This is a genomic window from Mesorhizobium sp. WSM4906 (assembly GCF_029674625.1).
GTDB lineage: Bacteria > Pseudomonadota > Alphaproteobacteria > Rhizobiales > Rhizobiaceae > Mesorhizobium.
This window is the reverse complement of record NZ_CP121355.1, coordinates 665,553-689,657: the sequence shown is the minus strand read 5'-3', so window position 1 is coordinate 689,657 and position 24,105 is coordinate 665,553. Positions and strand designations below refer to the sequence as shown.

General features: G+C 63.7%; 23 protein-coding genes and 1 tRNA gene. 8 read left to right on the top strand and 16 right to left on the bottom strand.

Going from position 1 to position 24,105, the window contains the following annotated elements:
- Positions 1-220: 220 nt before the first annotated feature.
- The 4 genes from yidC to QAZ22_RS03155 are packed head-to-tail and all read right to left on the bottom strand — an operon-like array spanning position 221 to position 2,797.
- Positions 221-2,044 (bottom strand): membrane protein insertase YidC, encoded by a 1,824-nt coding sequence (gene yidC / locus QAZ22_RS03170; protein WP_278205529.1) that lies wholly within the window; start codon positions 2,042-2,044, stop codon positions 221-223.
- Between the two features lie 14 nt (positions 2,045-2,058).
- Positions 2,059-2,412: a ribonuclease P protein component gene (gene rnpA / locus QAZ22_RS03165; RefSeq protein WP_278205528.1), complete on the bottom strand. Its 354-nt coding sequence runs from the start codon at positions 2,410-2,412 to the stop codon at positions 2,059-2,061.
- Positions 2,413-2,428: 16 nt separating this feature from the next.
- The gene (gene rpmH, locus QAZ22_RS03160; protein WP_008833937.1) at positions 2,429-2,563 is read right to left on the bottom strand and encodes a 50S ribosomal protein L34; all 135 of its coding nucleotides are present in this window, start codon (positions 2,561-2,563) and stop codon (positions 2,429-2,431) included.
- 39 nt (positions 2,564-2,602) lie between these two features.
- Positions 2,603-2,797, bottom strand: coding sequence for a hypothetical protein (locus QAZ22_RS03155; RefSeq protein WP_278205527.1), 195 nt, complete (start codon positions 2,795-2,797; stop codon positions 2,603-2,605).
- Between the two features lie 23 nt (positions 2,798-2,820).
- On the opposite strand from QAZ22_RS03155, the gene QAZ22_RS03150 reads away from it, so the two are divergent.
- Positions 2,821-4,314 carry a HAMP domain-containing sensor histidine kinase gene (locus QAZ22_RS03150; RefSeq protein ID WP_278205526.1) on the top strand — a complete coding sequence of 498 codons (1,494 nt, stop codon included), beginning with the start codon at positions 2,821-2,823 and terminating at the stop codon, positions 4,312-4,314.
- Positions 4,315-4,503: 189 nt separating this feature from the next.
- Positions 4,504-4,580 (top strand) — tRNA-Arg (locus QAZ22_RS03145).
- An 88-nt stretch (positions 4,581-4,668) separates the two neighbouring features.
- Here the strand turns inward: QAZ22_RS03145 and QAZ22_RS03140 are convergent.
- The 4 genes from QAZ22_RS03140 to QAZ22_RS03125 form a co-directional block, all read right to left on the bottom strand.
- Positions 4,669-5,922 carry an epoxide hydrolase family protein gene (locus QAZ22_RS03140; RefSeq protein ID WP_347566935.1) on the bottom strand — a complete coding sequence of 418 codons (1,254 nt, stop codon included), beginning with the start codon at positions 5,920-5,922 and terminating at the stop codon, positions 4,669-4,671.
- Between the two features lie 364 nt (positions 5,923-6,286).
- Positions 6,287-7,063 carry an alpha/beta hydrolase gene (locus tag QAZ22_RS03135; protein WP_278205525.1) on the bottom strand — a complete coding sequence of 259 codons (777 nt, stop codon included), beginning with the start codon at positions 7,061-7,063 and terminating at the stop codon, positions 6,287-6,289.
- Between the two features lie 82 nt (positions 7,064-7,145).
- Positions 7,146-8,207 (bottom strand): alpha/beta hydrolase, encoded by a 1,062-nt coding sequence (locus QAZ22_RS03130; protein WP_278205524.1) that lies wholly within the window; start codon positions 8,205-8,207, stop codon positions 7,146-7,148.
- Between the two features lie 58 nt (positions 8,208-8,265).
- Complete coding sequence (locus tag QAZ22_RS03125; RefSeq protein WP_278205523.1) at positions 8,266-8,682, bottom strand: organic hydroperoxide resistance protein; 417 nt, start codon at positions 8,680-8,682, stop codon at positions 8,266-8,268.
- Between the two features lie 239 nt (positions 8,683-8,921).
- Between QAZ22_RS03125 and QAZ22_RS03120 the strand changes: the two genes are divergently transcribed.
- Complete coding sequence (locus QAZ22_RS03120; protein WP_278205522.1) at positions 8,922-11,747, top strand: winged helix-turn-helix domain-containing protein; 2,826 nt, start codon at positions 8,922-8,924, stop codon at positions 11,745-11,747.
- Between the two features lie 330 nt (positions 11,748-12,077).
- Here the strand turns inward: QAZ22_RS03120 and QAZ22_RS03115 are convergent, their stop codons facing one another.
- Together QAZ22_RS03115 and QAZ22_RS03110 are read right to left on the bottom strand one after the other, a co-directional pair.
- Positions 12,078-12,533, bottom strand: coding sequence for a VOC family protein (locus tag QAZ22_RS03115; RefSeq protein ID WP_278205521.1), 456 nt, complete (start codon positions 12,531-12,533; stop codon positions 12,078-12,080).
- A gap of 162 nt (positions 12,534-12,695) precedes the next feature.
- Positions 12,696-13,655 carry an aldo/keto reductase gene (locus QAZ22_RS03110; RefSeq protein WP_278205520.1) on the bottom strand — a complete coding sequence of 320 codons (960 nt, stop codon included), beginning with the start codon at positions 13,653-13,655 and terminating at the stop codon, positions 12,696-12,698.
- Between the two features lie 112 nt (positions 13,656-13,767).
- Here QAZ22_RS03110 and QAZ22_RS03105 point away from each other — a divergent pair, with 112 nt between their 5' ends.
- Positions 13,768-14,718: an AraC family transcriptional regulator gene (locus QAZ22_RS03105; protein ID WP_278205519.1), complete on the top strand. Its 951-nt coding sequence runs from the start codon at positions 13,768-13,770 to the stop codon at positions 14,716-14,718.
- Between the two features lie 64 nt (positions 14,719-14,782).
- On the opposite strand, the gene QAZ22_RS03100 is transcribed toward QAZ22_RS03105, so the two are convergent.
- Positions 14,783-15,682 carry a LysR family transcriptional regulator gene (locus QAZ22_RS03100; RefSeq protein WP_278205518.1) on the bottom strand — a complete coding sequence of 300 codons (900 nt, stop codon included), beginning with the start codon at positions 15,680-15,682 and terminating at the stop codon, positions 14,783-14,785.
- Between the two features lie 125 nt (positions 15,683-15,807).
- Here QAZ22_RS03100 and QAZ22_RS03095 point away from each other — a divergent pair, with 125 nt between their 5' ends.
- Both QAZ22_RS03095 and QAZ22_RS03090 read left to right on the top strand, forming a co-directional pair.
- The gene (locus QAZ22_RS03095; RefSeq protein WP_278205517.1) at positions 15,808-16,554 is read left to right on the top strand and encodes an SDR family oxidoreductase; all 747 of its coding nucleotides are present in this window, start codon (positions 15,808-15,810) and stop codon (positions 16,552-16,554) included.
- A gap of 41 nt (positions 16,555-16,595) precedes the next feature.
- Positions 16,596-17,321 carry an SDR family oxidoreductase gene (locus QAZ22_RS03090; RefSeq protein ID WP_278205516.1) on the top strand — a complete coding sequence of 242 codons (726 nt, stop codon included), beginning with the start codon at positions 16,596-16,598 and terminating at the stop codon, positions 17,319-17,321.
- A 147-nt stretch (positions 17,322-17,468) separates the two neighbouring features.
- Here QAZ22_RS03090 and QAZ22_RS03085 read toward each other — a convergent pair whose 3' ends face one another.
- Positions 17,469-17,663: a DUF6494 family protein gene (locus QAZ22_RS03085; RefSeq protein ID WP_278205515.1), complete on the bottom strand. Its 195-nt coding sequence runs from the start codon at positions 17,661-17,663 to the stop codon at positions 17,469-17,471.
- Between the two features lie 320 nt (positions 17,664-17,983).
- Positions 17,984-18,901, bottom strand: a complete 918-nt coding sequence (locus tag QAZ22_RS03080) for a LysR family transcriptional regulator (RefSeq protein WP_278205514.1) — start codon at positions 18,899-18,901, stop codon at positions 17,984-17,986.
- A gap of 142 nt (positions 18,902-19,043) precedes the next feature.
- On the opposite strand from QAZ22_RS03080, the gene QAZ22_RS03075 reads away from it, so the two are divergent.
- Entirely contained in the window at positions 19,044-19,961 is a 918-nt protein-coding gene (locus tag QAZ22_RS03075) for an NmrA/HSCARG family protein (protein ID WP_278205513.1), read from the top strand.
- A gap of 356 nt (positions 19,962-20,317) precedes the next feature.
- Here the strand turns inward: QAZ22_RS03075 and QAZ22_RS03070 are convergent, their stop codons facing one another.
- Positions 20,318-20,680, bottom strand: a complete 363-nt coding sequence (locus QAZ22_RS03070) for a hypothetical protein (RefSeq protein WP_278205512.1) — start codon at positions 20,678-20,680, stop codon at positions 20,318-20,320.
- 320 nt (positions 20,681-21,000) lie between these two features.
- Positions 21,001-22,152 carry a glycoside hydrolase family 172 protein gene (locus QAZ22_RS03065; protein ID WP_278205511.1) on the bottom strand — a complete coding sequence of 384 codons (1,152 nt, stop codon included), beginning with the start codon at positions 22,150-22,152 and terminating at the stop codon, positions 21,001-21,003.
- Between the two features lie 129 nt (positions 22,153-22,281).
- Between QAZ22_RS03065 and QAZ22_RS03060 the strand changes: the two genes are divergently transcribed.
- Positions 22,282-22,995, top strand: a complete 714-nt coding sequence (locus QAZ22_RS03060) for a phosphatase PAP2 family protein (protein ID WP_278205510.1) — start codon at positions 22,282-22,284, stop codon at positions 22,993-22,995.
- A gap of 330 nt (positions 22,996-23,325) precedes the next feature.
- Here QAZ22_RS03060 and QAZ22_RS03055 read toward each other — a convergent pair whose 3' ends face one another.
- Positions 23,326-24,102 (bottom strand): 4'-phosphopantetheinyl transferase, encoded by a 777-nt coding sequence (locus QAZ22_RS03055; protein ID WP_278205509.1) that lies wholly within the window; start codon positions 24,100-24,102, stop codon positions 23,326-23,328.
- Between the last annotated feature and the right edge of the window lie 3 nt (positions 24,103-24,105).

Below are 24,105 nucleotides of genomic sequence, written 5' to 3'. Positions count from 1 at the left end.
GCAGAGTGTGGCAGTGCAGAATTCTGTAACCGTTGCAACGCGTTAGCGTAACGGCATGGATTCTAGGGTCTGCGCGCGTCGCTTCGCTCCTTGCTCCGCCCTAGAATGACGACCGGGAAGAGGGACACGGCCAATCACGTAGGTTGGCGCTGTCCCATCGGTATCTCCAACGAAAACCCCGGCCAATGGCCAAGGTTCGCTTTGGAAGATCATGCGGCTTCTATTCCGCCGGCGATGGTTTCTTGCGGAACATCGCCGCCAGATTGTCCCACAATTCGATCTTGGCGCCCTGGCGCTTCATGATCACGCCCTGCTGCAGGATCGAGAGCAGGTTGTTCCAGGCCCAGTAGATGACGAGGCCGGCCGGGAAGCTGCCCATCATGAAGGTGAAGATCACCGGCATCCAGGTGAAGACCGCGGCCTGCGTCGGATCCGGCGGCGCCGGGTTCATGCGCATCTGCAGGAACATGGTGATGCCCATCACCACCGCCCAGGCGCCAAGATGCGGCAGGAAGGCCGGCGGCGCGAAGGGCAGCAGGCCGAACAGGTTGAACACCGAGGTCGGATCGGGCGCGGCAAGGTCGTGGATCCAGCCGAAGAACGGCGCGTGCCGCATCTCGATGGTGATGTAGAGCACCTTGTAGAGCGAGAAGAACACCGGGATCTGCAGCGCCACCGGCCAGCAGCCGGCCAGCGGATTGATCTTCTCGGTCTTGTAGAGCTCCATCATCGCCTGCTGCTGCTTCATCTTGTCGTCCGCGTATTTCTCGCGGATCTCCAGCATCTTCGGCTGCACCTTCTTCATGTTCGCCATCGACGCGTAGGACCGGTTGGCTAAGGGAAAGAAGATGGCCTTGACGATGACGGTGGTGGCGAGGATCGCCAGCCCGAAATTACCGAAGAATTTGTACAGCGTGTCGATGAGGTAGAACATCGGCTTGGTTATCCAGATGAACCAACCCCAGTCGATCAGGCGATCGAACAGCCGGATGTTCCGGTCCTGAGCGTATGCGTTGACCTTGTTGACTTCCTTGGCTCCGGCAAAGATCTCCGTCTCGACTGTTGTCGATTGCCCAGGCCCGACCGCGATTGCATCGGTCATGAAATCGGACTGATAGCTGTGACGAAGCCCGTTGTTGATGTCGACATAGGAGTAGCTGGGCTGGAACGGCTGCTTCTCCGAAGGGATCAGCGTCACGGCCCAGTATTTGTCGGTGATACCGAGCCAGCCGTCGGTCGACTTTCCGGGCTTAACCTGCTTGTCCTTCTCAATCGCCGCGTATTTGTGCTCCTGCAGGCCTTCGCTGCCGGTGACGCCAATGAGACCCTCGTGCAGCACATAGGTGCTGGCGACGGCCGGCTTGTCGAAACGGGCGACGCGGCCGTAATTGAACAGCGAGACGGCGGCGCTGCCGGTATTCTGAACGGTGTCGGAAACCGTGAACATATAGTCGTTGTCGACCGAGAAGGTGCGCTTGAAGACCAATCCCTTGTCGTTGGTGAAAGTGAGCGTCACCGGCGTCGAGGGGCTCAGCGTCGCATTGCCGTCAACACTCCACACCGTCTTCGGCCCGGGCAGCGCGCCGACATTGCTGTCGCCGACGAAACCGATCTCGGCGAAATAGCCGTTCGACAACGGCTCCGGGTTGAGCAACTGGATCTGGGGTGAATTCTTGTCGACAGTCTCGGTGTAGTGCTTGAGCTTGAGATCGTCGAGGCGGGCGCCGGTAAGGTTGATCGAGCCCGACAGGCTGGGCGTATCGATCTTGACGCGCGTGGTTGCGGCGAGCGCCTGCTGCAGATTTGCCGGTGCCGAGCCGTCGGCGCCTGGAGTATTGGGAATGCCTTGCGGCGTTGCCGATGTGGCAGCGCCGGTCGGATTGGCGCCGCCCGCTTCCTTCTTCTGCGCTTCGGCGCGCTGCTGCTCGATGCGGGCCTGCTCGCGCTGCTGTTCCATGCGCGGGTTCATGTAGAACACCTGCCACAGCGTCAGGATCAGCACCGACAGCGCGATGGTGATGAAGAAATTGCGGTTGTTTTCCATCGAAAGCCCTTGGCCTATCGTGTTCCGCGCAGCCGGCGGGAAAGCTCGGCCTTCAACTGGCCGAACGGAACGGCAAGCACGTCTTCGCGCCCGACGATGACATAGTCATTACCGGGCGCCATGTCATCGGCGGCATGCATGCGCACGGCTTCTCTCAGCCGCCGCCGGACGCGGTTGCGCATCACGGCGTTGCCGACCTTCTTGGTGACGGTGTAGCCGACACGCGGCGAAAGGTCGTCGCCACGGTCGAGAACCTCGACGAGAAAAAGCCGCCCGCGGCGCTTCTCGCCGCCGCGCGCAGCCAGGAAATCCGCGCGTTTCAGAAGCCGCCCGGGAGTCTGTCCCTTTGGCTTGCCGGTTGCGGGCAACGATCTCGTCTTTCGTTCAGGCGCTGAGCCGCTTGCGGCCGCGGTTGCGGCGGGCTGCGACGACACCGCGGCCACCCTTGGTGGCCATGCGGGCACGGAAACCGTGCCGGCGCTTGCGGACGAGTTTGGACGGTTGGTAGGTACGCTTCATTTGTTTTAATACCGCGGCGTGCGGCCCTTCTTGATTCTGTCACTTTGTAACAGGAGCTTTCGCCCAGCCGGTTTTAGGCGCGATCGAAACCGCGCCGGGACGAATGGCCCGAGCGTGAGCGGGCTTATAGAAAGAAGGTTTTTGGAAGTCAATCCAGCCTGCCGCGGGCGATTTTTTTGCGACGTCGGGGGCGAAATTGGCAAAAAAGCCGCAAATCGCATAATCTTGCCCCATCAAGCCTTCGTGAAGACCGCGTCATGACGAGTGAAATCCAGTCCACGGATGAAAAGGCACGCCCGGCGGCTGAGAGCTCGCCGCGCCGGGTGCCGCTGTCGCGCGGCCTGTCGACCAAGCTTCTTTTTCTCACCATCGTCTTCGTGCTGCTCGCCGAAATCCTGATCTTCCTGCCCTGGATCGCCAGCTACCGGGTGAACTGGCTGAAGGAACGGCTGAGCACCGCCGCGGCCGTCTCGATCGTGTTGCTGCAGGGCGAGCCCAACTCGCTGTCGCACACCGCCCAGAACGACGTGCTGATGGCGATCGGCGCCAAGGCGATCGCGGTGCGCGACGGCGGCGTCTCGCGGCTGCTGGTCGTGGCCGACATGCCGCCGAAGGTCGACGAGCATGTCGACATCGCCAATGTCGGCCTGGTCAACGGCATGACAGGCGCGCTGGAAACGCTGTTCGCCGGCGGCAACCGCATGCTGCGCGTCTTCGGTCCGGTCGGCGACAGCGACAAGGAATTCGAGCTGATCATGCCGGACTACAGCCTGCGCAACGCGATGCTGCGCTATTCGCGCAACGTCGCCGTCGTCTCGCTGCTTATCTCGCTGTTCACCGCCATGCTCGTCTATGCGGCGATCGACCTCATCATGATCGGCCCGATCCGCACCATGACGCGCTCGATCCTGTCCTTCTCCGAAGCGCCCGACGATCCCGGTCGCATCATCTGCCCGACCGAGCGCGCCGACGAGATCGGCGTCGCCGAGCGCGAGCTGGCGCAGATGCAGGATCGGCTGCAAAAAATGCTCTCCGAGCAGAAGCACCTCGCCGACCTCGGTCTCGCGGTGTCGAAGATCAACCACGACATGCGCAACATCCTCGCTTCCGCGCAGCTGATGTCGGACCGCCTGCGCCAGGTGAAGGATCCGACCGTGCAGTCCTTCGCGCCGAAGCTGCTCCGCGCGCTCGACCGCGCCGTCGCCTATTCGGAGGGCGTGCTCGCCTATGGCCGCACGCAGGAGCCGGCGCCGTCGCGCCGCCGCTTGCGGCTGCGCCAGCTGGTCGACGACGTGCACGGCCTGCTCGACATCGAGGAAGGCATCGAGTTCATCAACGCCGTCGATCTGACCTTCGAGGTCGATGCCGATTCCGACCAGCTGTTCCGGGTGCTCAGCAATCTCTGCCGCAACGCGGTGCAGGCGATGGCCGCCGATACCGAGAGCGCGGTGGTGCGCCGGCTGGCTGTCTCGGCCGAGCGCTCGGGCAGCGTCAGCCGCATCACCGTCACCGACACCGGCCCCGGCCTGCCACCGAAAGCGCGCGAGAACCTGTTCGCCGCCTTCCGCGGTTCGGCGCGCAGCGGCGGCACCGGCCTTGGCCTGGCGATCGCCCATGAGCTGATCCGTGCCCACGGCGGATCGGTGGAGCTCGTCGAATCGATCGGCGGCCGCACGGTCTTCGCCGTCACCATCCCCGACCAGCCGGTGCGGCTCGACCAGGCGCGTAACGGCCTGCGCCGCCCCGCTTGACCGCAACCATCCCAACAACGGCGCCCGTTCCGTCCTGAACGACGCCGTCGGAGGCTCAGCCGCAATGCCTGCGACAAAACTTTTGCCGGATCGGCTTGCTTTTCCGAAATTCAGTCGTTAGGGAACACTCCACATCGCGGCCGGCCGTCTCGACCGGACCGCGGGGTTGTGTCTTACACGGCCTGTTGCGCGCCCGTAGCTCAGCTGGATAGAGCACCAGACTACGAATCTGGGGGTCAGGAGTTCGAATCTCTTCGGGCGCGCCAACAAATTCCAGATATTGGCCGGACTTTGAAGGCATTTCAGTGTTTCTGGCAGTTGCGGAAGCACGGAACTTCCACGTGGCCGGCGGTCCTAGACATTGTCCCTTGAACGAAGCGGCCTAAAGAACGCTCGGATTTCCTCGGCCAGCGCCTCGGGTTGCTCGAGTGCAGCGAAATGACCGCCCGCGGGCATGCAGGTCCAGCGCACAACGTTGAGCGCACGCTCGACCCAAGAACGCGGGGGCATGGGCAGCTCGCGCGGAAAGACGGACACTCCGAACGGCACGCCAACCCGCTCGCCTACCTCGAAGGCCAGCGGCTGAGAGCGCAGTTCCTTGTAAAGTCGCAACGATACAGAGATGTTGCCTGAGAACCAGTAGATCGAAATGTCGGTGAGCAGCGTGTCGATGAGTATCGCTCGCTCGAGTTCGCCGCCGCAATCGCTCCAGGCGCGAAATTTCTCGGCAATCCAGGCAGCAAGACCGATGGGACTGTCGGAGAGCGCGAAGGCCAGGGTTAGCGGCTTGGTGGCCTGGAGCGCCGCATAGGCGCCCTCAGCTGCCGCGAAGGCCGCCGCCTTGTCGAGGAAGGCCATCTCTTCGGCGGATAATGGCGCGGTGCTTTTATCCCGCCCCGGACGGAAGCTGCCGGGGACATAGTTGAGGTGGACGCCGACGAGGCTTTCCGGAAAACTGCGCGCCAGCCAGCACGAGACACCCGCACCGATGTCGCCGCCTTGGGCTGCGAAGCGGTCATAGCCAAGTCCGGCCATGAGTTCTCGCCATATGGCGGCAATCTCCCGAGCACTGACGCCCGGAGCGGCAGGCGCTTGGGAGAAGCCGTAGCCGGGCAGCGATGGCACGACGACGTGGAACGCATCGCCGGGATCGCCGCCATTGGCACCCGGATCGGCCAAAAGTGGAATGATGCGCTCCATCTCCGCGAATGAACCCGGCCAGCCATGTGTCAGGACGAGTGGCATGGGCGCAGGTCCCACCCCGGGCTGGTGAACGAAGTGGATGCCGAGGCCTCGGATCGTCGAAACATACTGCGGCAGCCTGTTCAGCCGACTCTCCTGCGTCCTCCAGTCGAACTGGTGCAGCCAGTGATCTCGCAGACGCTTGAGGAACGAAAGGCTGGTGCCGTCCTCCCAGCTATCTGCATCGATCGAACCGGGCCAATGACTGTTCCACAGGCGACGGTGCAGGTCTTCTATGGCTTCGTCGGTTACGTGGATCGCGAAAGGACGGCTTTCCATACAGGCCTCACGAAGGTTGTCGAAGTCGCTACGCAGAACAGCGCACCAATCTGCCGGCACCGCGCCGAGTGTCGCGGCCGGGTCCAAGCCCCCATGGCCTACAACACGTCGATCACGCGATACTTGCTCTCGAACGCCGGCATCTGCCAGCTCCAGTCGTGCGAATCGCAGGTCCACCCACGCCGCAGCATGACGTCGGGGCCGCACCCCACGTCGGTGAAGAATAGCCGAGCGGTGCGCCGCTCCTGCCCGACTGCGGGCGCGGCAATCGCCGTGCCGGCACCAAATTACGGCGACCGCTGTCGTTGCTCCCATCAATCCCAGCAACCTGCGCCGGGAAAGTTCAAGACCTTCGTTTGCCATGCGACCTCGGCCGGGCCGGACTCCGGCTCGGACAACTAGACAAGTTCAATCACTTCCGGTCCGCCTTGGGCGGTCATCACCACCGCTTTCATCGTGATGTCTCTGTAGCGGCCTTCTCGATCAGCCGCGCCACCGGTTCAGGGTGCGATACCATCACTACATGCGAGGCGCCCTTGATGACCACGGTATCCCGAGAGTGGGCCCGTGCAGCCATGAAGGCCAAGGCTTGCGCCGGTATGTTCTTGTCGCCGTCCCCGTAGACGAACCAGGTTGGAAGCTTTTTCCACGCTGCTTCAGTTTGGATTTCGCTCAGCGCAGCTTCTGCAATAGGCCTCTGCCCCGCGGCCATCAGCCTGGCTTCGGCTTCGGAGACGTCGGCGGCGAACTGATCGTGGAACTTATCCTGCTGAATGTAGAGGTCCTTCCCACCGCTTGACAGGGTGACCGGCGGCGCGAGGGTCGGACCGAGCGAGCTGCCGGGAAATTTGCCGGCGAGTTGCGCGGCGGTCTCGCCCGCATCCGGCGCGAAGGCCGCGACATAAACCAGTGCCTTGACGTTCGCATGGCCTTCGGCCGATTCGCTGATGACCGAGCCGCCGTAGGAATGGCCAACGAGGACGACAGGCGATTTGATGGAGCCAAGGATGTCGGCGACGTAGCCAGCGTCACTTTTGACCCCACGCAGCGGATTGGCGACGGCTACGACAGGATAGCCATCCTTCTCCAGGATTTTGACGACGCCGTTCCAGCTCGACGAATCCGCGAACGCGCCGTGAACCAAAACGACGGTGGGTTTGTTGGCCTGCGCATATGCGTTGCCGAACAAGGCGCTGGCGATTGCCAAGGCTGCAAGCAGTGTTTTCATCTCGATGTCCTTTGACGGTTGATTGGTTGGACTTTGGCGCAAGCCGCGTGAAGACGTAATCGTGACCCTGAGCGCGCGGGGGCTAGAACCGGTCGACGTCGATGACTGCCTGGGCGAAGGCCTGTGGTGCCTCCTGCGGCAGGTTGTGCCCGATGCCGCCCGTGATCAGCCGGTGTTCGTATTTGCCGGAAAATCTTTTGGCGTAGGCACCAGGGGCTGGATGCGGCGCGCCATTGGCATCGCCCTCCATCGTGATCGTCGGCACACCGATCGTCGGAACCGTGGCGAGCTTTCTTTCCAGGTCGTCGTATCTGGGTTCGCCTGCGGCCAAGCCGAGACGCCACCGGTAATTGTGGATGACGATGTCGACATGGTCCGGATTGGCGAAGGCTGCCGCGCTTCGCGCGAAGGTGGCGTCGTCGAACTTCCATTGCGGCGACGCGAGCCGCCAGATCAGCTTGGCGAAGTCGTCCGTGTTTTTCGCGTAGCCTGCGCGGCCGCGCTCGGTGGCGAAATAGAACTGATACCACCATTGCAGCTCGGCCTGCGGTGGCAGCGGCGCCATGTTGGCCGCCTGGCTGCCGATCAGATATCCGCTGACGGACACCATGGCCTTGCAGCGCTCCGGCCACAGCGCGGCGACGATGTTGGCAGTCCGCGCCCCCCAGTCGTAGCCTGCGACGACCGCCCTCTGGATGGCGAGGGCATCCATCAAGGCGATGATGTCGACGGCGAGCGCCGCCTGCTGGCCGTTTCGGACGGTGGCGTCCGACAGGAAGCGCGTCGTGCCGTAGCCACGGAGATAGGGCATGATCACGCGGTATCCTGCGGCCGCAAGCAGCGGCGCGACATCGACATAGCTATAGATGTCATAGGGCCAGCCGTGCAGGAGGATGACCGGGGGGCCGCCTGCAGGGCCGTCCTCGGCATATCCGATGTTCAGCAGGCCGGCGTCGATTTGCTTCAGGGAAGCAAAAGAGGTCCTGGGCTGTATGGAGGCGGAAGCGGCGGCGTCTGTCTGGCCACCTTGCGCTCTCGCGCCGCTGATCGCGCCGAGTTGCGCAGCCGCGAAGGTCGCTGCGGCGATGCCGAACAGGCGTCGGCGGGAATGGTCGATCTCTTCTGGAGTTCTGATTGCGTTCATTGGTAAACCGCCTTGCTGTGAGGTTTTGGCCAACTCCGACCCGACGGTCGGCATGAGGCTAGACCAGGTTGATTTCGACATCGATGTTGCCGCGCGTGGCCTTCGAGTAGGGACAGGTCTGATGGGCTGCATCGACGACCGCTCGTGCGACGTTGCGATCGAGACCTGGCAGACTCACGCTGAGACGCGCGCCGAGGAAGTAGGCGCCTTCGTCGACGTTGAGGTCCACCTCTGCGTCGATTGCCGTTCCGGCGGGCAGCGCGACGTTCATCTTGCGGGCGGCGATCGCCATCGCGCCCTCGAAGCAGGCCGACCAGCCCGCGGCAAACAGCTGCTCGGGATTGGTGCCGCTGCCCGGGCCTCCGGGTGGCGAGAGCCGGATGTCCAGCCTCCCGTCGGAGCTGCGAGATGCTCCGTTCCGGCCACCGGCGGTGCGGACTTTTCCGGTATAGAGTTTGTTTGTTTGTGCGGGCATGATCACTCTCCGTTGGTCAATGGAAGGCTGTGCTGCTTCGATACATAGAGAGAGGTCGCCCTGCTTGCCCGTTATGCGTTATGAGGAGCTGTTAGTGCTCGCCAGCAGCAGCAAGTCCCGCCGCAGATCGTCACCCGGCGTGGCGGATCTGTCCTGAGGGAAGGCCTTCTGCGAGCCAGGATCTTCCTCAATCAGGCGAAGGATGACCCCATGATACTGTCGGAGCCGCGACAAGCGACATGATTTCATTTGGTCCCTTCACCCTGGTTGCGAACGAACGACTCCTTCTGCGCCAGGGCGTGCCGGTTGATCTCGGTGCACGCGCCTTCGACATCCTGGCGACCTTGGCTGCCCGCCCAAACGAGGTCGTCAGTAAGAAGGACCTGCTGGCCCATGTCTGGCCCGATGTCACCGTGGAGGAGGGCAGCCTGCGATTTCACATGGCCAACCTGCGAAAAGCCCTGGGGGACGGCAAGGACGGCGCGCGCTACATCGCGACCTTGGCCGGACGAGGCTACTGCTTTGTGGCGCCAATCTCGCGATCGGGCAGTCGGAACGACGTGCAGAGGGAGGTCGCCGCCAGCTATCACGCCGATCTACCAAGCCGGCTCATTCGGATGGTGGGGCGGGCCGATGATGCTATCGCGCTTTCAACCCAGCTCATTGCCACGCGCTTCGTCACAATCGTTGGCACCGGTGGGGTCGGCAAGACCACTGTTGCGGTGTCGGTGGGACATGATCTGATCGAGATGTTCGCTGGCGCCGTGCATTTCGTCGATCTAGGCGCGCTCAGCGATTCCAGCCTGGTCGCGACCACAGTGGCCTCGACGCTCGGGCTGTCACCACAGTCCGACGACGCCATCCCCGAGCTGATCGCCTGTCTGGTGGGGCGGCGGACCCTCCTGATCCTCGATACCTGCGAGCATGTCATCGATGCGGCTGCAGACCTGGCAACCCGTATCTTCGCCAACACGCCGCAGACTCACATCCTCGCGACGAGCCGCGAGCCGCTTCAAGTCGAAGGGGAGAACGTTTACAAGCTGGCGCCGCTGGCATACCCGCCGGACGATCCGGAGCTCACGGTGTCAGTTGCGCAGGGCTTCCCCGCATCCCAGCTTTTCGTAGAACGCGCCGCGGCGAGCGGCGCTCGCCTCGATCTCGACGATGCAGATGCCAAGGTCGTGGCCAACATATGCCGGAAGCTTGACGGCATGCCGCTCGCGATTGAGCTGGCGGCCGGACGGGTTGCGAGCTACGGCCTTCACAAGACCGCGGCCCTTCTCGACGAACGACTGACTCTGCTGTGGCCGGGGCAGCGCACCGCCCCGCCGCGCCAGAAGACCCTCCAGGCCACTTTGGACTGGAGCTTCGGGCTTCTGTCCGAGTTCGAGCGTCTAGTGCTTCGCCGGCTCGCCGTGTTTGTTGGCCACTTTTCGATTGAGGCCGCCCTGGCGATCGTGACGAGCCGCACCGCTGACGAGACTCTGGTGTTTGGTGCCATCGACAGCCTCGTAGCCAAGTCGATGGTCGCGGCAAGACCCGCCGGCGCAACAATGCGTTATCGGCTGCTCGATACGACGCGGGCCTATGCCCTCCATCTCGACGTCCACGATGCCGAACTCACGGAGCTGGCCGCCCGCCACGTCACCTACTATCTGCGATGGCTGGAGGAGACTGGAACCGAATGGCCGACCTTGTCGAGCGCGGCGCAGCGCGCTCTTCACCTCGCCGGCATTGCGAATGTGCGAGCGGCCTTGGAGTGGTGCTTCGGGCCTAACGGAAACACTCAACTCGGTATCCGGCTCGCCACTGCCGCAGCTCCAGTCTTCCTGTCGATGTCCTTGCTCACCGAATGCCACCGCTGGGCTGCCCAGGCAATTCTCGCTCTGGACAACAGCACGCATGGAGGGCCCGACGAGATGCGTCTTCAGGCGGCCTCGGGCGTATCCGTGATGTTCACGCGCGGAGGACAGGACGCTGCGCGTGCGGCATTGAACAGAAGCTTCGCCATTGCCGAGGAGCGAGGCAATGGGCTCGATCAGCTCCAGGTTTTGGGTCCATTGCAGATGTTCCACCTGCGCACGGGAGGGTTCAGGACGGCGCTCAGCTATGCGGAGCGCTGCTCCGTCATCGCTGGCACTCTCGAGGACTCCGTCTCCACGACATTGGCGCATTCTTTGATGGGAATTTCGCTCCATCTGAACGGAGAGCATGACCGTGCGCGGACTGCGCTCGAAGAGGCGCTGCGATACGGCCCTCGTTCTGACCTGACCACGACGAACTATCTCGGCTTTGACGGCAGAATTCTCGCCGGCGCGATCCTGGCCAGGACACACTGGCTGCAAGGCTATCCGCATCGCGCGGTGGAGCGTGCGCTGCTGACAGTCAAGGATGCGGAAACTTTAGACCATCCGCTAACGCTCTCCATCGCTCTGGTCTGGGCAGTTTCCGTGTTGGTCTGGGTCGGTGATTTCGACCGGGCGGAGGAGCATATAGATCGTCTTTTCTCCTGCGCCGAGCTGCACTCTCTCAGGCCCTACCTCACAGTCGGGCGGGGCTTCCAAGGAGAACTTGCCATTCGTCGAGGCGATGCAGAAAGCGGGGTTCGGAGCCTGCAACGCGTTCTTCAGGACCTTCACGCAGCCCCATACGAACTGCTCACAACGCCGCTCAGCATCGCGCTCGTTCAAGGTTTCGCCGCGACGGGCCAGTTCGCGGAAGCCCTCGCACTAGTCAACGAGACAATCCGATCGGTCGAGGCAAATGGGGATCTTTGCTACATGCCGGAGTTGCTGCGCGTGAAGGGAAGCCTTGTTCGCGTAACCAAGCCCGGTGCTGATGACGAGGTGGAAATGTATTTCAGGCGCTCGCTCGAAATGAGCCGTGGTCACGGCTCGCGGGGGTGGGAGTTGCGCGCCACGATCGATTTGGCTGCTCTTCTGGCTGCTCGCACCCAACACGAAAGCGCCCGAGCTTTACTCCAACCGCTGTTCGAGCGTTTCGCGGAGGGCTTGGATACGGCTGATCTGAAGGCTGCCGCCCGCCTGCTAGCGACGCTGCGCTAGAGATGGCATTCCGGATCGTCTAGTTTCCGCAATCCAAATGCCATTTTAGTAAATCGTTGATTTCAAGAATTTGAGATGACCAACTACGAATCTGAGGGGCAGGAGTTCGAATCTATTCGGGCGCCAATCTTTCAATGACCTAGATGGACGCCGCAGACTAAGGCTACGAATTAGTCTGCGGAAATTCGCTCGCCCCGCTGCATCCGCGTTCGAGTCGCGGCGGGTGCGCCATTTGGTGACGCCGATGACCGGCGTCATGCCGTTGGCGATGGCTCAGGCCGTCGCGACATCGGGCGGCCGCTGCAATGCCTGATACACCGAGCACGTGGTTCAGGCGGACAAGCTATGGTTCAACTCGAAGAGATTGCCCCATGGATCCAGGAAGAACGCGCCTCGGCGCTGGATCGCGCTGAAGTCCATCGAGCCAGCGATGACGTCGACTCCGCGGCGCCGCAGTTCAGCGACCGCATCGTCGACGCTGTCAACGTGGAAGCACAGATGGTGCCAGCCATGGAGGCCGAGGGTCGCGTGCAGGTCCTCAGGCTTAGGCCGGTCGACAGCGCTGAGGCCAGCGACGATCTCTATCTCGAAACTGTTGTCGTTCGGCGGTGCGATGAAGGCGAAGGTGAGTCCCATCGCCTCGATGCTGCGCGTGTGCCGGAAATCGAGGGCGTCCTGGTACCATCTCAGTGCGGCGTCGAGGTCAGCGACGCGGAGGCCGGCGTGGTCGCCGCGCATCGATTTGAAAGGTGAAGACCCGTTTTGCGGCGGGTTGAAAAAAGGCATAGTGCGGCCTTTCCAGAGGTTTCGCGCTCTTCGGCGCTTATGGTGGAGCCGGCGCGGCAACGCCGGGAAGGCGTGGGCGGTTAGGCCAGGCGATCATCCCGCGGAACGAGATGATCGCCTGCCGTATTGCTCGGAGCGACGGTCCGAGGTCCTAGCGGAGCTTTAAACCTGCATCGCTTTTTCCCACCAGCCGCGGGTGTTCACGTTGGCGGCGTCGGCGAGGGCTTCCAGCTCCGCGATGTCGTCGCTGGAGAGCGTTATGCTGGTGGCTCGGACCAGACCATCGATGTAGTTGGGCTTGGTGACGCCGATGATCGGCGTCGCGCCCTTGGCGATAGCCCAGGCCGTCGCGACATCGGGAGCTGCTGCACCGTGTTTCTGGCCGATCGCGGCGAGCTTGTCCGTCAACGCCTTCAACTGAGGCAGCATGCCATTGTAAGCCTTCGCCCGGTTGGTGCCTTCCGGCAGCGGGTTTTCCGGGCTGTACTTGCCGGTCAAGGCGCCCTGCTCGAGCACCATATAGGCGAAGAACGGGATGCCCTGGTTGCGGCAGTAGTCCAGGATGCCGGCATCCTCGGAGCTGCGGTAGAGGAGGCTATAGTGGTTCTGGACGGCCTCGACCCGGAACCCGGCGTCTCCAAGGATCTGGTTGGCGAGCTCGATTTCGCCCAAATTGTGATTCGAGACGCCGACATGCTTGATCTTCCCGCTCTTCAGAAACGGGATCAGGCGCGGAGTCCACCGCGCCACATCCGCTGGATTGTGAATCCAGTAGATGTCGATGTAGTCGGTGCCGAGGCGTGCGAGGCTCTGCTCCAGCATGTCCGCCATCGGGTCGTCACCGCTTCCCGCGGCCTGCGGGGTGAACTTCGTGGAGAGCTGGTAGTCGCTGCGGGCGTAGCGCTTCAGGACCTCCCCGAGTACGGTCTCCGAACGGCCCATGCCGTAGACCACGGCGGTGTCCCACAGGGTGAAGCCGGCCGCATGCGCCTTGTCCGCGACCTCTTCCAGGCCAGCCCGAGTTAGCGAGCTGCCGAAATAGCCGTCGCCAGTCTCGCCGCTGTCGCCCCAGGCCCAGGTGCCGAGTGCGACCGTGGGGATCTTCAGATTATCGATTGTCATGTTTGCTCTCCATACTTGCTTACCTGCCTCACCAGAGGCTGCGGAAACTATGATGCGCGCGACGTCGAACCGTTAGCCCGATGCGCCGGGATTCCTGCCCGATCCTCCAGAAATGGCGGGGTTCGCATTGTCGCCCCTCCGTGCCCGTGCGATGGTCCGAATCATGGAAACACTGACCGAAATCGCGGCCGTGATTGCCCGGCACGTCTCGAAGGATGGCTTCCAGGCTACTCCCATCGAACGCGTGACGCTTGTTCGATCCTCCACGGTGACGATGCCGATGCCGAATGTCTACCGGCCGCAACTGTGCCTCGTCGCGCAGGGGCAAAAGGAGGTCACGCTGGGCGACCGCGTGTTCAGATACGCACCGGGGCGCTATGGGGTTGTGACCTACGATCTGCCGGCTATAGGCCATGTGGTCGAGGCGACGCCCGACAAGCCCTATCTCTGCCTGTACCTCGATTTCGATCCGGTGATGCTGGGGGACTTGGCGTTGCGCGTGCCGCCGCCGCCGGGAGCGCCCTCTCTGCCCATAGGCAAGACGGTGTCCGACGCCGGCGCCGGTCTGCTCGACGCGGTCCTGCGCCTCGTGCGCCTGCTCGACGATCCGGCGGCGCTGCCCGTGCTCGGGCCGCTTGCCGAGCAGGAAATTCTCTACCGCCTGCTCGCCGGCCCGGACGGCGCCAGGATGCGCCACATCACCTCCAGCCAGGGTCGGGTGGCCCAGGTCGGCCGCGCCATCGCCTGGATCGGGCAGAACTTCCGGGAACGGTTCAGCATCGAGCGGCTTGCCGCGGAAGTGGGCATGAGTCCGTCGAGCCTGCACGAGCATTTTCGTGCCGTGACGGCGATGACGCCGCTGCAATTCCAGAAGCAGCTCAGGCTCCAGGACGCGCGCAGCCTGATGCTGGTCCAGGACATCGACACCACGACCGCCGCCTTCCGCGTGGGTTACGAAAGCCCGTCGCAGTTCAGCCGCGAATATCGCCGCCATTTTGGCGAACCGCCGGCGCGCGACATAGCCCGCTTGCGCGCTTCGCCGGGCCTGGCAGTGGTCGCCTGAGGTCAGCCTGCCGACGTCGGCGCATTAAAGCGCAGGGAGCGAATCTGAAAGATCGTGACGCGCTTTAAGATCGTTCGCGATAGTGTCGCACATGGTCGATGAGCGCCCTCAGCTTCGGCGTCACGGTGTGGCGGCTGGGGAAGTAGAGGAAGAAGCCGGCGAAGGGCGGCAACCAGTCGGAGAGGATCGATACGAGCTCGCCGCGCTCGAGATGAGGCCGGAAGGTTTCTTCCATGCCAAAGGTAATGCCCCCGCCGGCGAGCGCGGTGCGGATCATCAGGAGCATGTCGTTGGTGGTGATCTGCGGTTCGACCGAGACGTCGAAGGCGCGGCCGTCCTTCTCGAATTCCCAGCGATAGGGTGCGCTATGCGTCTGCGGCCGCCAGCCGATACAGCGGTGGCGGACGAGGTCGCGCGGATGCTCGGGCGTGCCGTGGCGCGCGAGATAGTCCGGCGTTGCCACCGCGACCTGGCGCTGGTCGCCCGTAAGCGGCACCGCGATCATGTCGCGCTCGATGACCTCGCCTAGCCGTACGCCGGCGTCGAAGCCGGCAGCGATGATGTCGAATTCCAGATCGGTCACCGTCACGTCGAGGGTGACGCCGGGATGCGCCTCGCTGAAGGAGGCGATCAGAGGTCCCGACAGGAACCTCTCGGCGATCGAGGTGGCAGCGATCCGCAGCAGGCCGCGGGGCTCCTCCGCAGAGCCGGACGCTGCTTCGAGGGCGTTCGCGATCTCGGCCAGTGGCGGCGAGACCTGGGCCAGGAAGCGCTCGCCGGCCTCGGTCAGGCGCACGCTGCGGGTGGTGCGCAGGAACAGCGCCTGGCCGAGCGCGGTCTCCAAGCGCCGCACGCCTTGGCTTATCGCCGAGCGCGTCACCCCAAGCCGGTCGGCCGCCGCGCGGAAATTGCCCGTCTCCGCCACCGCGGCGAACAGCGTGAGGAGGTTGAGATCGATCTGCATTGGTTAGCGTTCCTAACCATAAGGTCCAGTTCGCGGCAAGTTAAATCGACAGCGAGCGATTGCTATCTCCCAGGCATCGATTGCGGGCGCACGGGGTGCGCTCCGCCAGCACCACGGAGACAGCAATGACCAATCTGCCCAATACCTACGACCTGACCGGCAAGGTGGCGCTCGTGACCGGCGCGCGTCGCGGCATCGGACGCGCCACGCTCGACCTGCTGCGCGCCCGCGGCGCCCGGATCGTCGCCTCCGACCTCTCCGACGAGGTCCAGGCGCTCGAAGCCGGCGACGTCGCCACGCTGGTGGGCGACGTCTCGGACGAGGGCCTTGCCCGGCGTTCGGTCGAGCTCGCCCGCGAGCGCTTCGGCCGGCTAGACATCGTCGTCGCCAATGCCGGACGAACCCTCAACAAGCCGCTGACCGAAACCTCGGTCGAGGAATACGACCGCATCTTCCAGATCAACGCCCGCGGCGCCTTCGTCACGATCCGGGCGGCGGTGCCGCTGATGGAGGAGGGCGGCGCCGTCGTCATCAACGCCTCGCTCTCGGCGACGACGGCGTTCCCGACGCAGGCGGCCTATGCCTCTTCCAAGGCGGCCTCGGCGCAGCTCGCCCGCATCGTCGCGGTCGAGTACGGCCGCCTCGGCATCCGCTGCAACGTGGTCCTGCCCGGCGTCATCGACACCGACATCATGGAAGGCGTGGTCGAGAACGGACGGGAGATGTTGCGCAGCTTCGGCGACGCCCACCCGATCGGGCGCATCGGCCGCCCGGAGGAGGTGGCCGAGGCGATCGCCTTCCTCGCGTCCCCCGCCTCGAGCTTCATCACCGGGGCGCAGCTCTTCGTCGACGGCGGCTACACGGCACAGTGAGCGCCCGGCCGTCGCAGCCAACACCGATACAGGAGATTGCCATGACCATCGACCGGGTCGTTCTCATCACCGGCGCTTCCAGCGGCATCGGGGAGGCCACCGCGCGTGTCCTCGCCGACGCCGGCGCCACCCTTATGCTGGGAGCGCGGCGCACCGATCGGCTCGCCGCGCTCGTCGAGGAGATCGAGGCGAAGGGCGGCCAAGCCGCCGCCCGCGCCCTCGACGTCACCGAGCGCGCCAGCATGGAAGCCCTCGTCGCCGAGGCGCGGCAGCGGTTCGGCCGGATCGACGTCCTCGTCAACAATGCCGGGGTGATGCCACTGTCGCCTCTCGCCGCGCTGAAGCTCGAGGAATGGGATCGGATGATCGACGTCAACATCCGCGGCGTCCTTCACGGCATCGCGGCCGTCCTGCCGGTGATGCAGGCGCAAGGGAGCGGCCATGTCGTCAATATCGGCTCGGTCGGCAGCTTCGAGGTGGTGCCGACCTCGGCCGTCTACAGCGCCACCAAGTTCGCGGTACGGGCCATCACCGACGGCTTGCGCAAGGAGAACGAGACGATCCGCGCCACCTGCATCTATCCCGGCGTGACGCGCTCCGAGCTCGCAGACACGATCACCGACGAAGCAGCCGCCCGGGCGATGGTGGAGTACCGCCGCAACGCCATCGAACCGGAGGCGATCGGGCGGGCGGTACTCTATGCCATCGAGCAGCCGCGGGAGGTCGGCGTCAACGAGATCACCGTCCGTCCCGTCGCACAGAGATAGAGGCGTGCCCCGCTTCCGTCTTCGCGATGAGCGGCAGATCTCACCCGGTCAACAACGGTGCGCTGGTCGACCGGCCAAATGGCGCGGCACTGCCGTCGCGCCGGGAGACTGAATGCGCCCAGATTGCGCTAGGTTGCTTCGCCCGGCTTATGGAAGTTCGATCTCACCGTCCAGCACGTGGTTGAGGCCGGTGCCTTCCGCCGTCAGCGTCATGCGGACCTTCAACTTCTTCTTGCCACCGATTTGCCCTTCGCGCACGGTCTCCTCGATCTTGCGCTGGGAGGTGACGCCGACTTCCTTCAGGAACTTGCGGATCGACATGTTGAAGGCGTCTTCGCTCATCGCAGAACTCCTCTGTGTCCGGAAGGAATTGTAAGGGAAGGCAAGGGATCAAGGAAGCAGGACGGTGACGCGCGGTTCCATAGAAATAGGTCCTGAGCCCGAAAGACCGACGGTTCGAAGCGAAGAGATTTGGATGGCGGCATCGGGCCGCATGCCGACTACCATACGCGGCGCGGTTGGTCAGCGAGGCTGGCGCAAACATCATTGGTGTTGTTTGTGCTATCTGGCGTGGAGAAGGGGCGCCAATCGTAGCCGCGCTGCCTGGGCTGCCAGTCACGGCACGCAATGACAAGGGCCGACCTTGACGGCCAGATGTCCAACTAGAGCGACGGCTGATAGCTTTCGGCAAGCTCGCGCTTCACCCAGGCAGCGACCGCATCGATGAAAGCTCGCACCTGCGGCGGCAGGAACGTGCGCTCGGGATAGACGAGCGCGATCTGCATTTCGGCGCCTATGATGTCAGCGAGCACCTGCACGAGCGCGCCGCTCTCCAGGTGCGACGACACGAGGCCGCGTGGGAGGAGCGCGATGCCGAGGCCCTGCAAGACGGCATCGCACAACAGGGCGATGTCGTTTGCGAAGAACGCGCCGTCAACGTGGAGCTTGCTTCCGGAGACCATGGGCCAATGGGTCTCCGGCAGATCGCCACGCGCGAAGCCAAGGAGACAGCGGTGGTTCCGGAGATCGCGGTGCGTCTGAGGCTCACCGCGATCAGCGAGGTAGGCGGGAGACGCGACGGCGATCATCGGGTCGCGGAAGAGCGTGCGCGCGATGAGGCCGGGCTGGATCTGGCTACTGGCGCGGAGCGCGACGTCGTAGCCGTCGCGGAGGATGTCAACGAGCTGGTTCGACGTGTGGACATGGACGCGCAGCTCGGGGTAGCGCGTTGCGAACTCACAGAGCATTGCATGGAAACTAACGCTCATCACCGGCGGCACCGAGACGCGCAAATCGCCGCGCACGACGTCGTCGGTCATCCGCACGCTCTGCTCGGCGAGGCGCACGGCCTCTAGCGCGATGCAGGCCTGCCGATAGAACACCTCACCAATATCGGTGAGCACGAGGCTTCGCGTCGTGCGGCGGAGGAGGCGCGCGCCGAGACGCTCCTCGAGCCGCGCGAGGCGGCGGCTCACCGTCGCGCGCGGGACGCGCAGCTCGGCGGCGGCACGCGAGAGGGACTTGGCGTCGACCGTCTTGGTGAAGGCGACGAGTTCCGCGGTTTCCACGGGATCGCTCATATGGATCGAATCCTGTCAAATGATGTCAATTGTTGAAGCATTGTTGCGAATTTCGATCCGGCGCAAGCTGTAGCCGAAGCTAACCGGCAGGAGCGCTCTCGCGTACGCGCGGGCGCTGAAGCCAACACGGAAAGAGCTGCAAATGATATCCAACGACAAGAAACTGATCGCCGTGTTCGGCGCCACCGGAAATCAGGGCGCCGGCGTGGTGCGCGCCCTCAAGGCCAACGACCAATTCAAAGTGCGCGCGCTCACGCGTGACCCCCGCAAATATGAAGGCCTCGCTGACGAAGTTGCCGCAGCGGACCTGGAACGGCCTGAGACGCTTGCAGCCGCCCTCGGAGGCGCACACGGGGTCTTTCTCGTCACCAATTTCTGGCAGGAAGGCACCGACGAGATCAAGCAGGCGACAGCGGCAATCCAGGCCGCGAAAGCTGCGGGGGTCAACCATTTTGTCTGGTCGACCCTTCCAAACGTCGAGAGGATCAGCGACGGCAAGTTCAATCTTCCCCAATTCACCGGCAAGGCAAAGGTAGATCCGATCGTCCGGGAAGCCGGATTTTCGCACCACACTTTTGTCGTGCCGCCTGCCTACTACCAGAACTTCTCGGGACCATTCGGTCCGCAGAAGCAGCCGGACAGAAGCTTTGGTTGGGTGCTGCCCATCGATCCAGCAGTGCGTTGTTTTCACATGGGGGACATCAGCGAACTCGGCAACATCGTGGCCGGCGCTTTTGGGCACCCGGATGAAACCGGCAACGGCGTATATCTGCCGTTGGTCGGCGATTTCCTGAGTTTCAACGACCTCGTCGGCGTGTTGAATCAGCAGGGCCATCAGCTCTCGTTCACCCGGGTCCCGATGGAGGTCTATGCACGGTTCTTCCCGGGGGCGGCTGCGCTAGGCGAGACGTTGGCCTATTACGAAACCTATACCTACCTTGGCCCGCGTTCGTTCGACGAAGAAATTGCGCTTGCAAACAAGGTGGCTGGTAAGACGCCGACGACTTTTGCATCATGGGCTCGGGAGAATTTCCGGCTCAACACAGCTTCCCCTGCTTGAGCCAACAAGACGCTTCGGTTCACAGCAAACTCGCTCGCGACGAATGGCCCCGCTGTTCGTCGCGGAACGCGCGATGCGCCAGCCATTTGCCAGACCAAAATTCTTGGCCGAGCTTGGCCATATTGCGAACAGACCATCCACCACGCTCTGGGGGCAGATATCGAACGTCCGTTAACGGAGTTCAGTGTTACTAAACTAAATGGTCGACATGGGGTCGTCAGTCGACATGTGCGATCTGACTGGTGAGCGCCGGAAGATCGGTTACGAACTGCTGCTGGACAAACCTTTCGGAAAGATGTCAGCCGGCGAGCTTCGGGTGATCTTATGGAGGCCGACCGGTTGCATGGCAGTCAGTCTCACGCCTTCCACATTGTCGAGCGAAGAATAGCCTGCATGTGCTCCGGCAGGTCGAGTTCGCCGCGCGCCTCGACCTCCAACAGATATCGGGCCTTGGCCAAGCGATCGCCTTCCCTGACCGCCGGGTAGGCGCAGACGGCCAGCAGAGCCTTTTCCTCTGCTCGGCTGGCTCTGTCGCAGTTGCGGCTGCTTCCACCCGTTTCATGGACGGCCTTGCCAAACATCGCATATGCCGTCGTGTGCGCCTCGATCAGCGCACGCAGTTCGCGGGACGTTTCTCGGTCTTGGCGCGGTGGCTCCGTGGCGAGAGCCGCTGCCGCAACAGTGGAAGTGACAACAGCGCTGCTGGAATGAAGGAGCAAGGCGCGGCGGCTGATCCTGGACGTGGTGAACTCTCCTCTTCACTTCATGGCAGGCAAGACTGGGTGTGCCAGAAACCACCCGCACCGTAGCACGAAGGTTCGCGCATTCATGTCAGGATGCTATCAACCGCACACCGGCGAGTGCAGCGTGGAAGGGCCGGCCCTTCTTCGATGCCACGAACTCCGCCCGGCTCGCGCATGGGGCACGATGGTTGCGTCCTAGAGCAATTCCAGGAAAAGTGTGAGCGGTTTTCCGCCCGGAATTGCGTAAAAACAAAGAGTTAGAGCGGTTCGGCGTTTCCGTGAAACGGTGAAACGCTCTAAGCCTCCGCGTCGCGGCCGAAACCGGGGATGCGCGCGGCGACCGCCGGCAGCGGCGCGAACGGCCTGTGCGGCTCGGCCTGGTACCAGAAGGCGACCGACGAGATGTCGTCCGAGCGCCGGTTGGCGTGGCCGTGCTCGATGCTGACGCGGATGCGCTGGCGGAAGATCACCGGGTCCTCGATGTGCCAACGATAGAGCGTCACCGGCTCGCTCCAGTTCGGCCCTCCCGCCGCGATGACGCCGTGATAGGGCGCAGAATAATCCTGGGTGGGGCACCATGCGGTGTTGAAATAATCCTCCGTGCCGGTGCCGTGCAGGGTCGGCGGCCAGGCGTCGTTGGCGCCCGGCGCGCTCTCGCCGCGCGGCTCGATCAGCGCCACCTGCTGGCCGAGGGGCTTGCGGGCGGGCACCGAGATGCCGGGCTCGCCGTCGATGAAGATCATGTCGTCGCCCTCGCCATACCAGTCCCACTGCGCGGCGCGCCGGCGCGAGCTGACGCTGAACAGCACGCCGACATAGTGGCCGCGGCCCTCGGCCTCGAGGATCGTATAGTTGTCCTTGCCGTCCGTGTTCTCGCCGCCGAAGAGGAACTGCTCGTTGGTGAGGCCGGTCTCCGCCATGCCCTTTGGCCGCGCCTGGCGGTACTGCGCGTGGAAGCGGCCGAGATCGTCCTCCAGCCTGTCATGCAGTTCGAGGTCGACATAGTAGTAGAGCACCAGTTCGTCCTCGGCCTCGTTGCTGACCGTCATCTTCATGCCGGTCGCGAAGGGCATCGGGAAATAGCAGTTGAAGCCCTTGCCGTCCTCGGGGCTTGCCTGCACGGGAAGGCTGGCGAAGTTCTTCGTCCGGGCGTGGCCGATGCCGAAGAAGTCGCCGATGGGCGTCTCGACGCTGGGCTCTTCCTCGCCGTCCCAGTAGGCGCGCAGCACGGCCTTGCGCAGGAAGCTTTCGCTGTTGCACGCCAGCGTCGCCCAGATGTGGGTGACGATGCCGGCGCCTTCATGTTCGGCGATTGTCACGGTTTCGCCCGGCTCGATGTGCAGGCGGTCGTCGTTGCCGCCGGTGCGGTCGTAGCTGGAGAAGCGTCGCGTGCTGGCATCGCGCAGCTTGGCGAGGCCGCGCAGCGGTGAAAGTCCGGCTTGGGTCATTGGATCGCTCCTATGTATCTCCTCCCACTTACTTGGGGCTGCCGACGGGTTCGGCATGTGTCGCAGCGTCACATTAGATTCATGCGGCCTCTTTATCCCTTATGCTCTCCACAAGATTTGAGGGGCAAAATGACCGCCATCACTCGCAGGACGCTCATGGGGGCAGTTGCGTTCGCAGCGCTTGCCCTTTCGCAGCCGACATTCGCAGAAGAGGGGCACCCCTATTTCGGGCCTGAGACGGTAAATCTGCTCGACCTGCTTGTGCCGCCACCCGCCAAGGATTCGGCCGAGACCAAGGCCGAGCTGGTCGAGGTCAAGCAACTCATGGCTTCCACGAGCGAGAGCCGGAAGCAGCAGGCAATCGCCGACAATGAAGAGGGATTGCAGCCGTTCCTGGCCGGCACGAGCATCAAGGTCGACACAGCTACGGTTCCGCTGACGACAGCGCTCGTGCAGCGCATTCTCGATACCGAGGAAGTCGTCACGGAAAGTGCCAAGAAAGGCTTTGCCCGCCCGCGCCCGCCCTTGGTCGATGAGGAGATCAAGCCTCTGATCAAGTTGTCGAAGTCGGGGGCGTATCCCTCCGGCCATTCGACGAACAGCACTGCGATCGCCATCGTTCTGTCCAAGATGCTTCCGGAGAGGAAGGAAGAATTGATGCAGCGTGCGAACGACTACGCCCTGAGCCGGCTGATCGTCGGCGTGCACTATCGCAGCGACCTCGGCGCCGGTCACGCAGCCGGTGCACTCATGGCTCAGGCGTTGATGCAGAATCCGGATTTCCAGAAGGAATTCGAGCCGGCGAAAATGGAGCTCCGAAAGGCACTGGGGCTGAGTATGTAGGCAGCGAAGGCGGTATCCTGCTCCGTCGTTGGACGCCGCCTGTCTTTGCAACCTTTCCCAGATCCGGACATCGCTGTCCGCCGCGGCGGTGCGCGGCGTGTGCATCAGCGTGAGAGATCGGCCCAGGCAGAGTTCCCTGCATGCCTATGCCTTGTAAGCCAGCGCCAGGATTCTTGGGACAGCCGGCGGGTCCTCAATTCACCTGCGGTACCGTCCGCTCCGGCAGGAGCAGCCGGCGTTCGAACCCCCACAATAGGATCGGACAGGCCGGAAGAGCGGGCCGGCGCCGCCTGGTCGTCGCGCGGTGGTGCACCAGGCCGGTGACCCCTCTTACACCGTATGAGCCAGCGCCAGGATTTTCGGGGTGACGGTGAAGCCCACCATGAACCTGCGGCCCGATGGCGTGGCTGCTTCGCCGGTTTCGAGATCGACGGCGATGTCCTCGAAACCCAGTACCCGACCGTCGAGCGGAAACGATGCCTTGTAGATCGCCTCCTTGGCTGCAAACAGAATGCGGCCGGCCAGAGCAATACCAGGAACGGTGTGAAACCGTCGGGCTCGGCGACTTCGCCGTAGCCTTGCGTCCGGAATCGCGCCAAGACAAAGAGGCAGGGCGGTTTGCCGTTTCCGTGAAACGGTGAAACGCTCTGGCAGCGGATCGAGGTCGCCCAAGCGGTCTTGCGGCGTGATCACGATGGGCAGGAGGTCGGGCGGCAATGGCAAGGCGGGCTCGATGTCCACGCCGACGCTTCTCACCGCATCCGTACGCGCGACGACCGCCACGGCAAATTCGTCGTCATGCGCGATTGAACCGACGATATCCGGTGGCCAAACCGGATCTCCCATGCGGCCTCTCGTTACGGCGAGATCCGCACACCCCAGACGCTGCAACAATTCATGCGCGACTCGACGGCCCGCCCCACTGGCGGCGCGCGCCTTGTGTTCGCGTTTGGCGATGGAAGCGCTCTCCGCCGGCAGAAGAAACCGTGCGTCGCCGTCGCGAATGCGGCGGCAGCCGGCGAGCAGCCCGGGCGGGGCAAGGCCGTTGAGCGCCTCGGCGACGGCGCTCTCCGGCCTGCAAGGTGCATTCTGCGACGCGACGTCCAACCC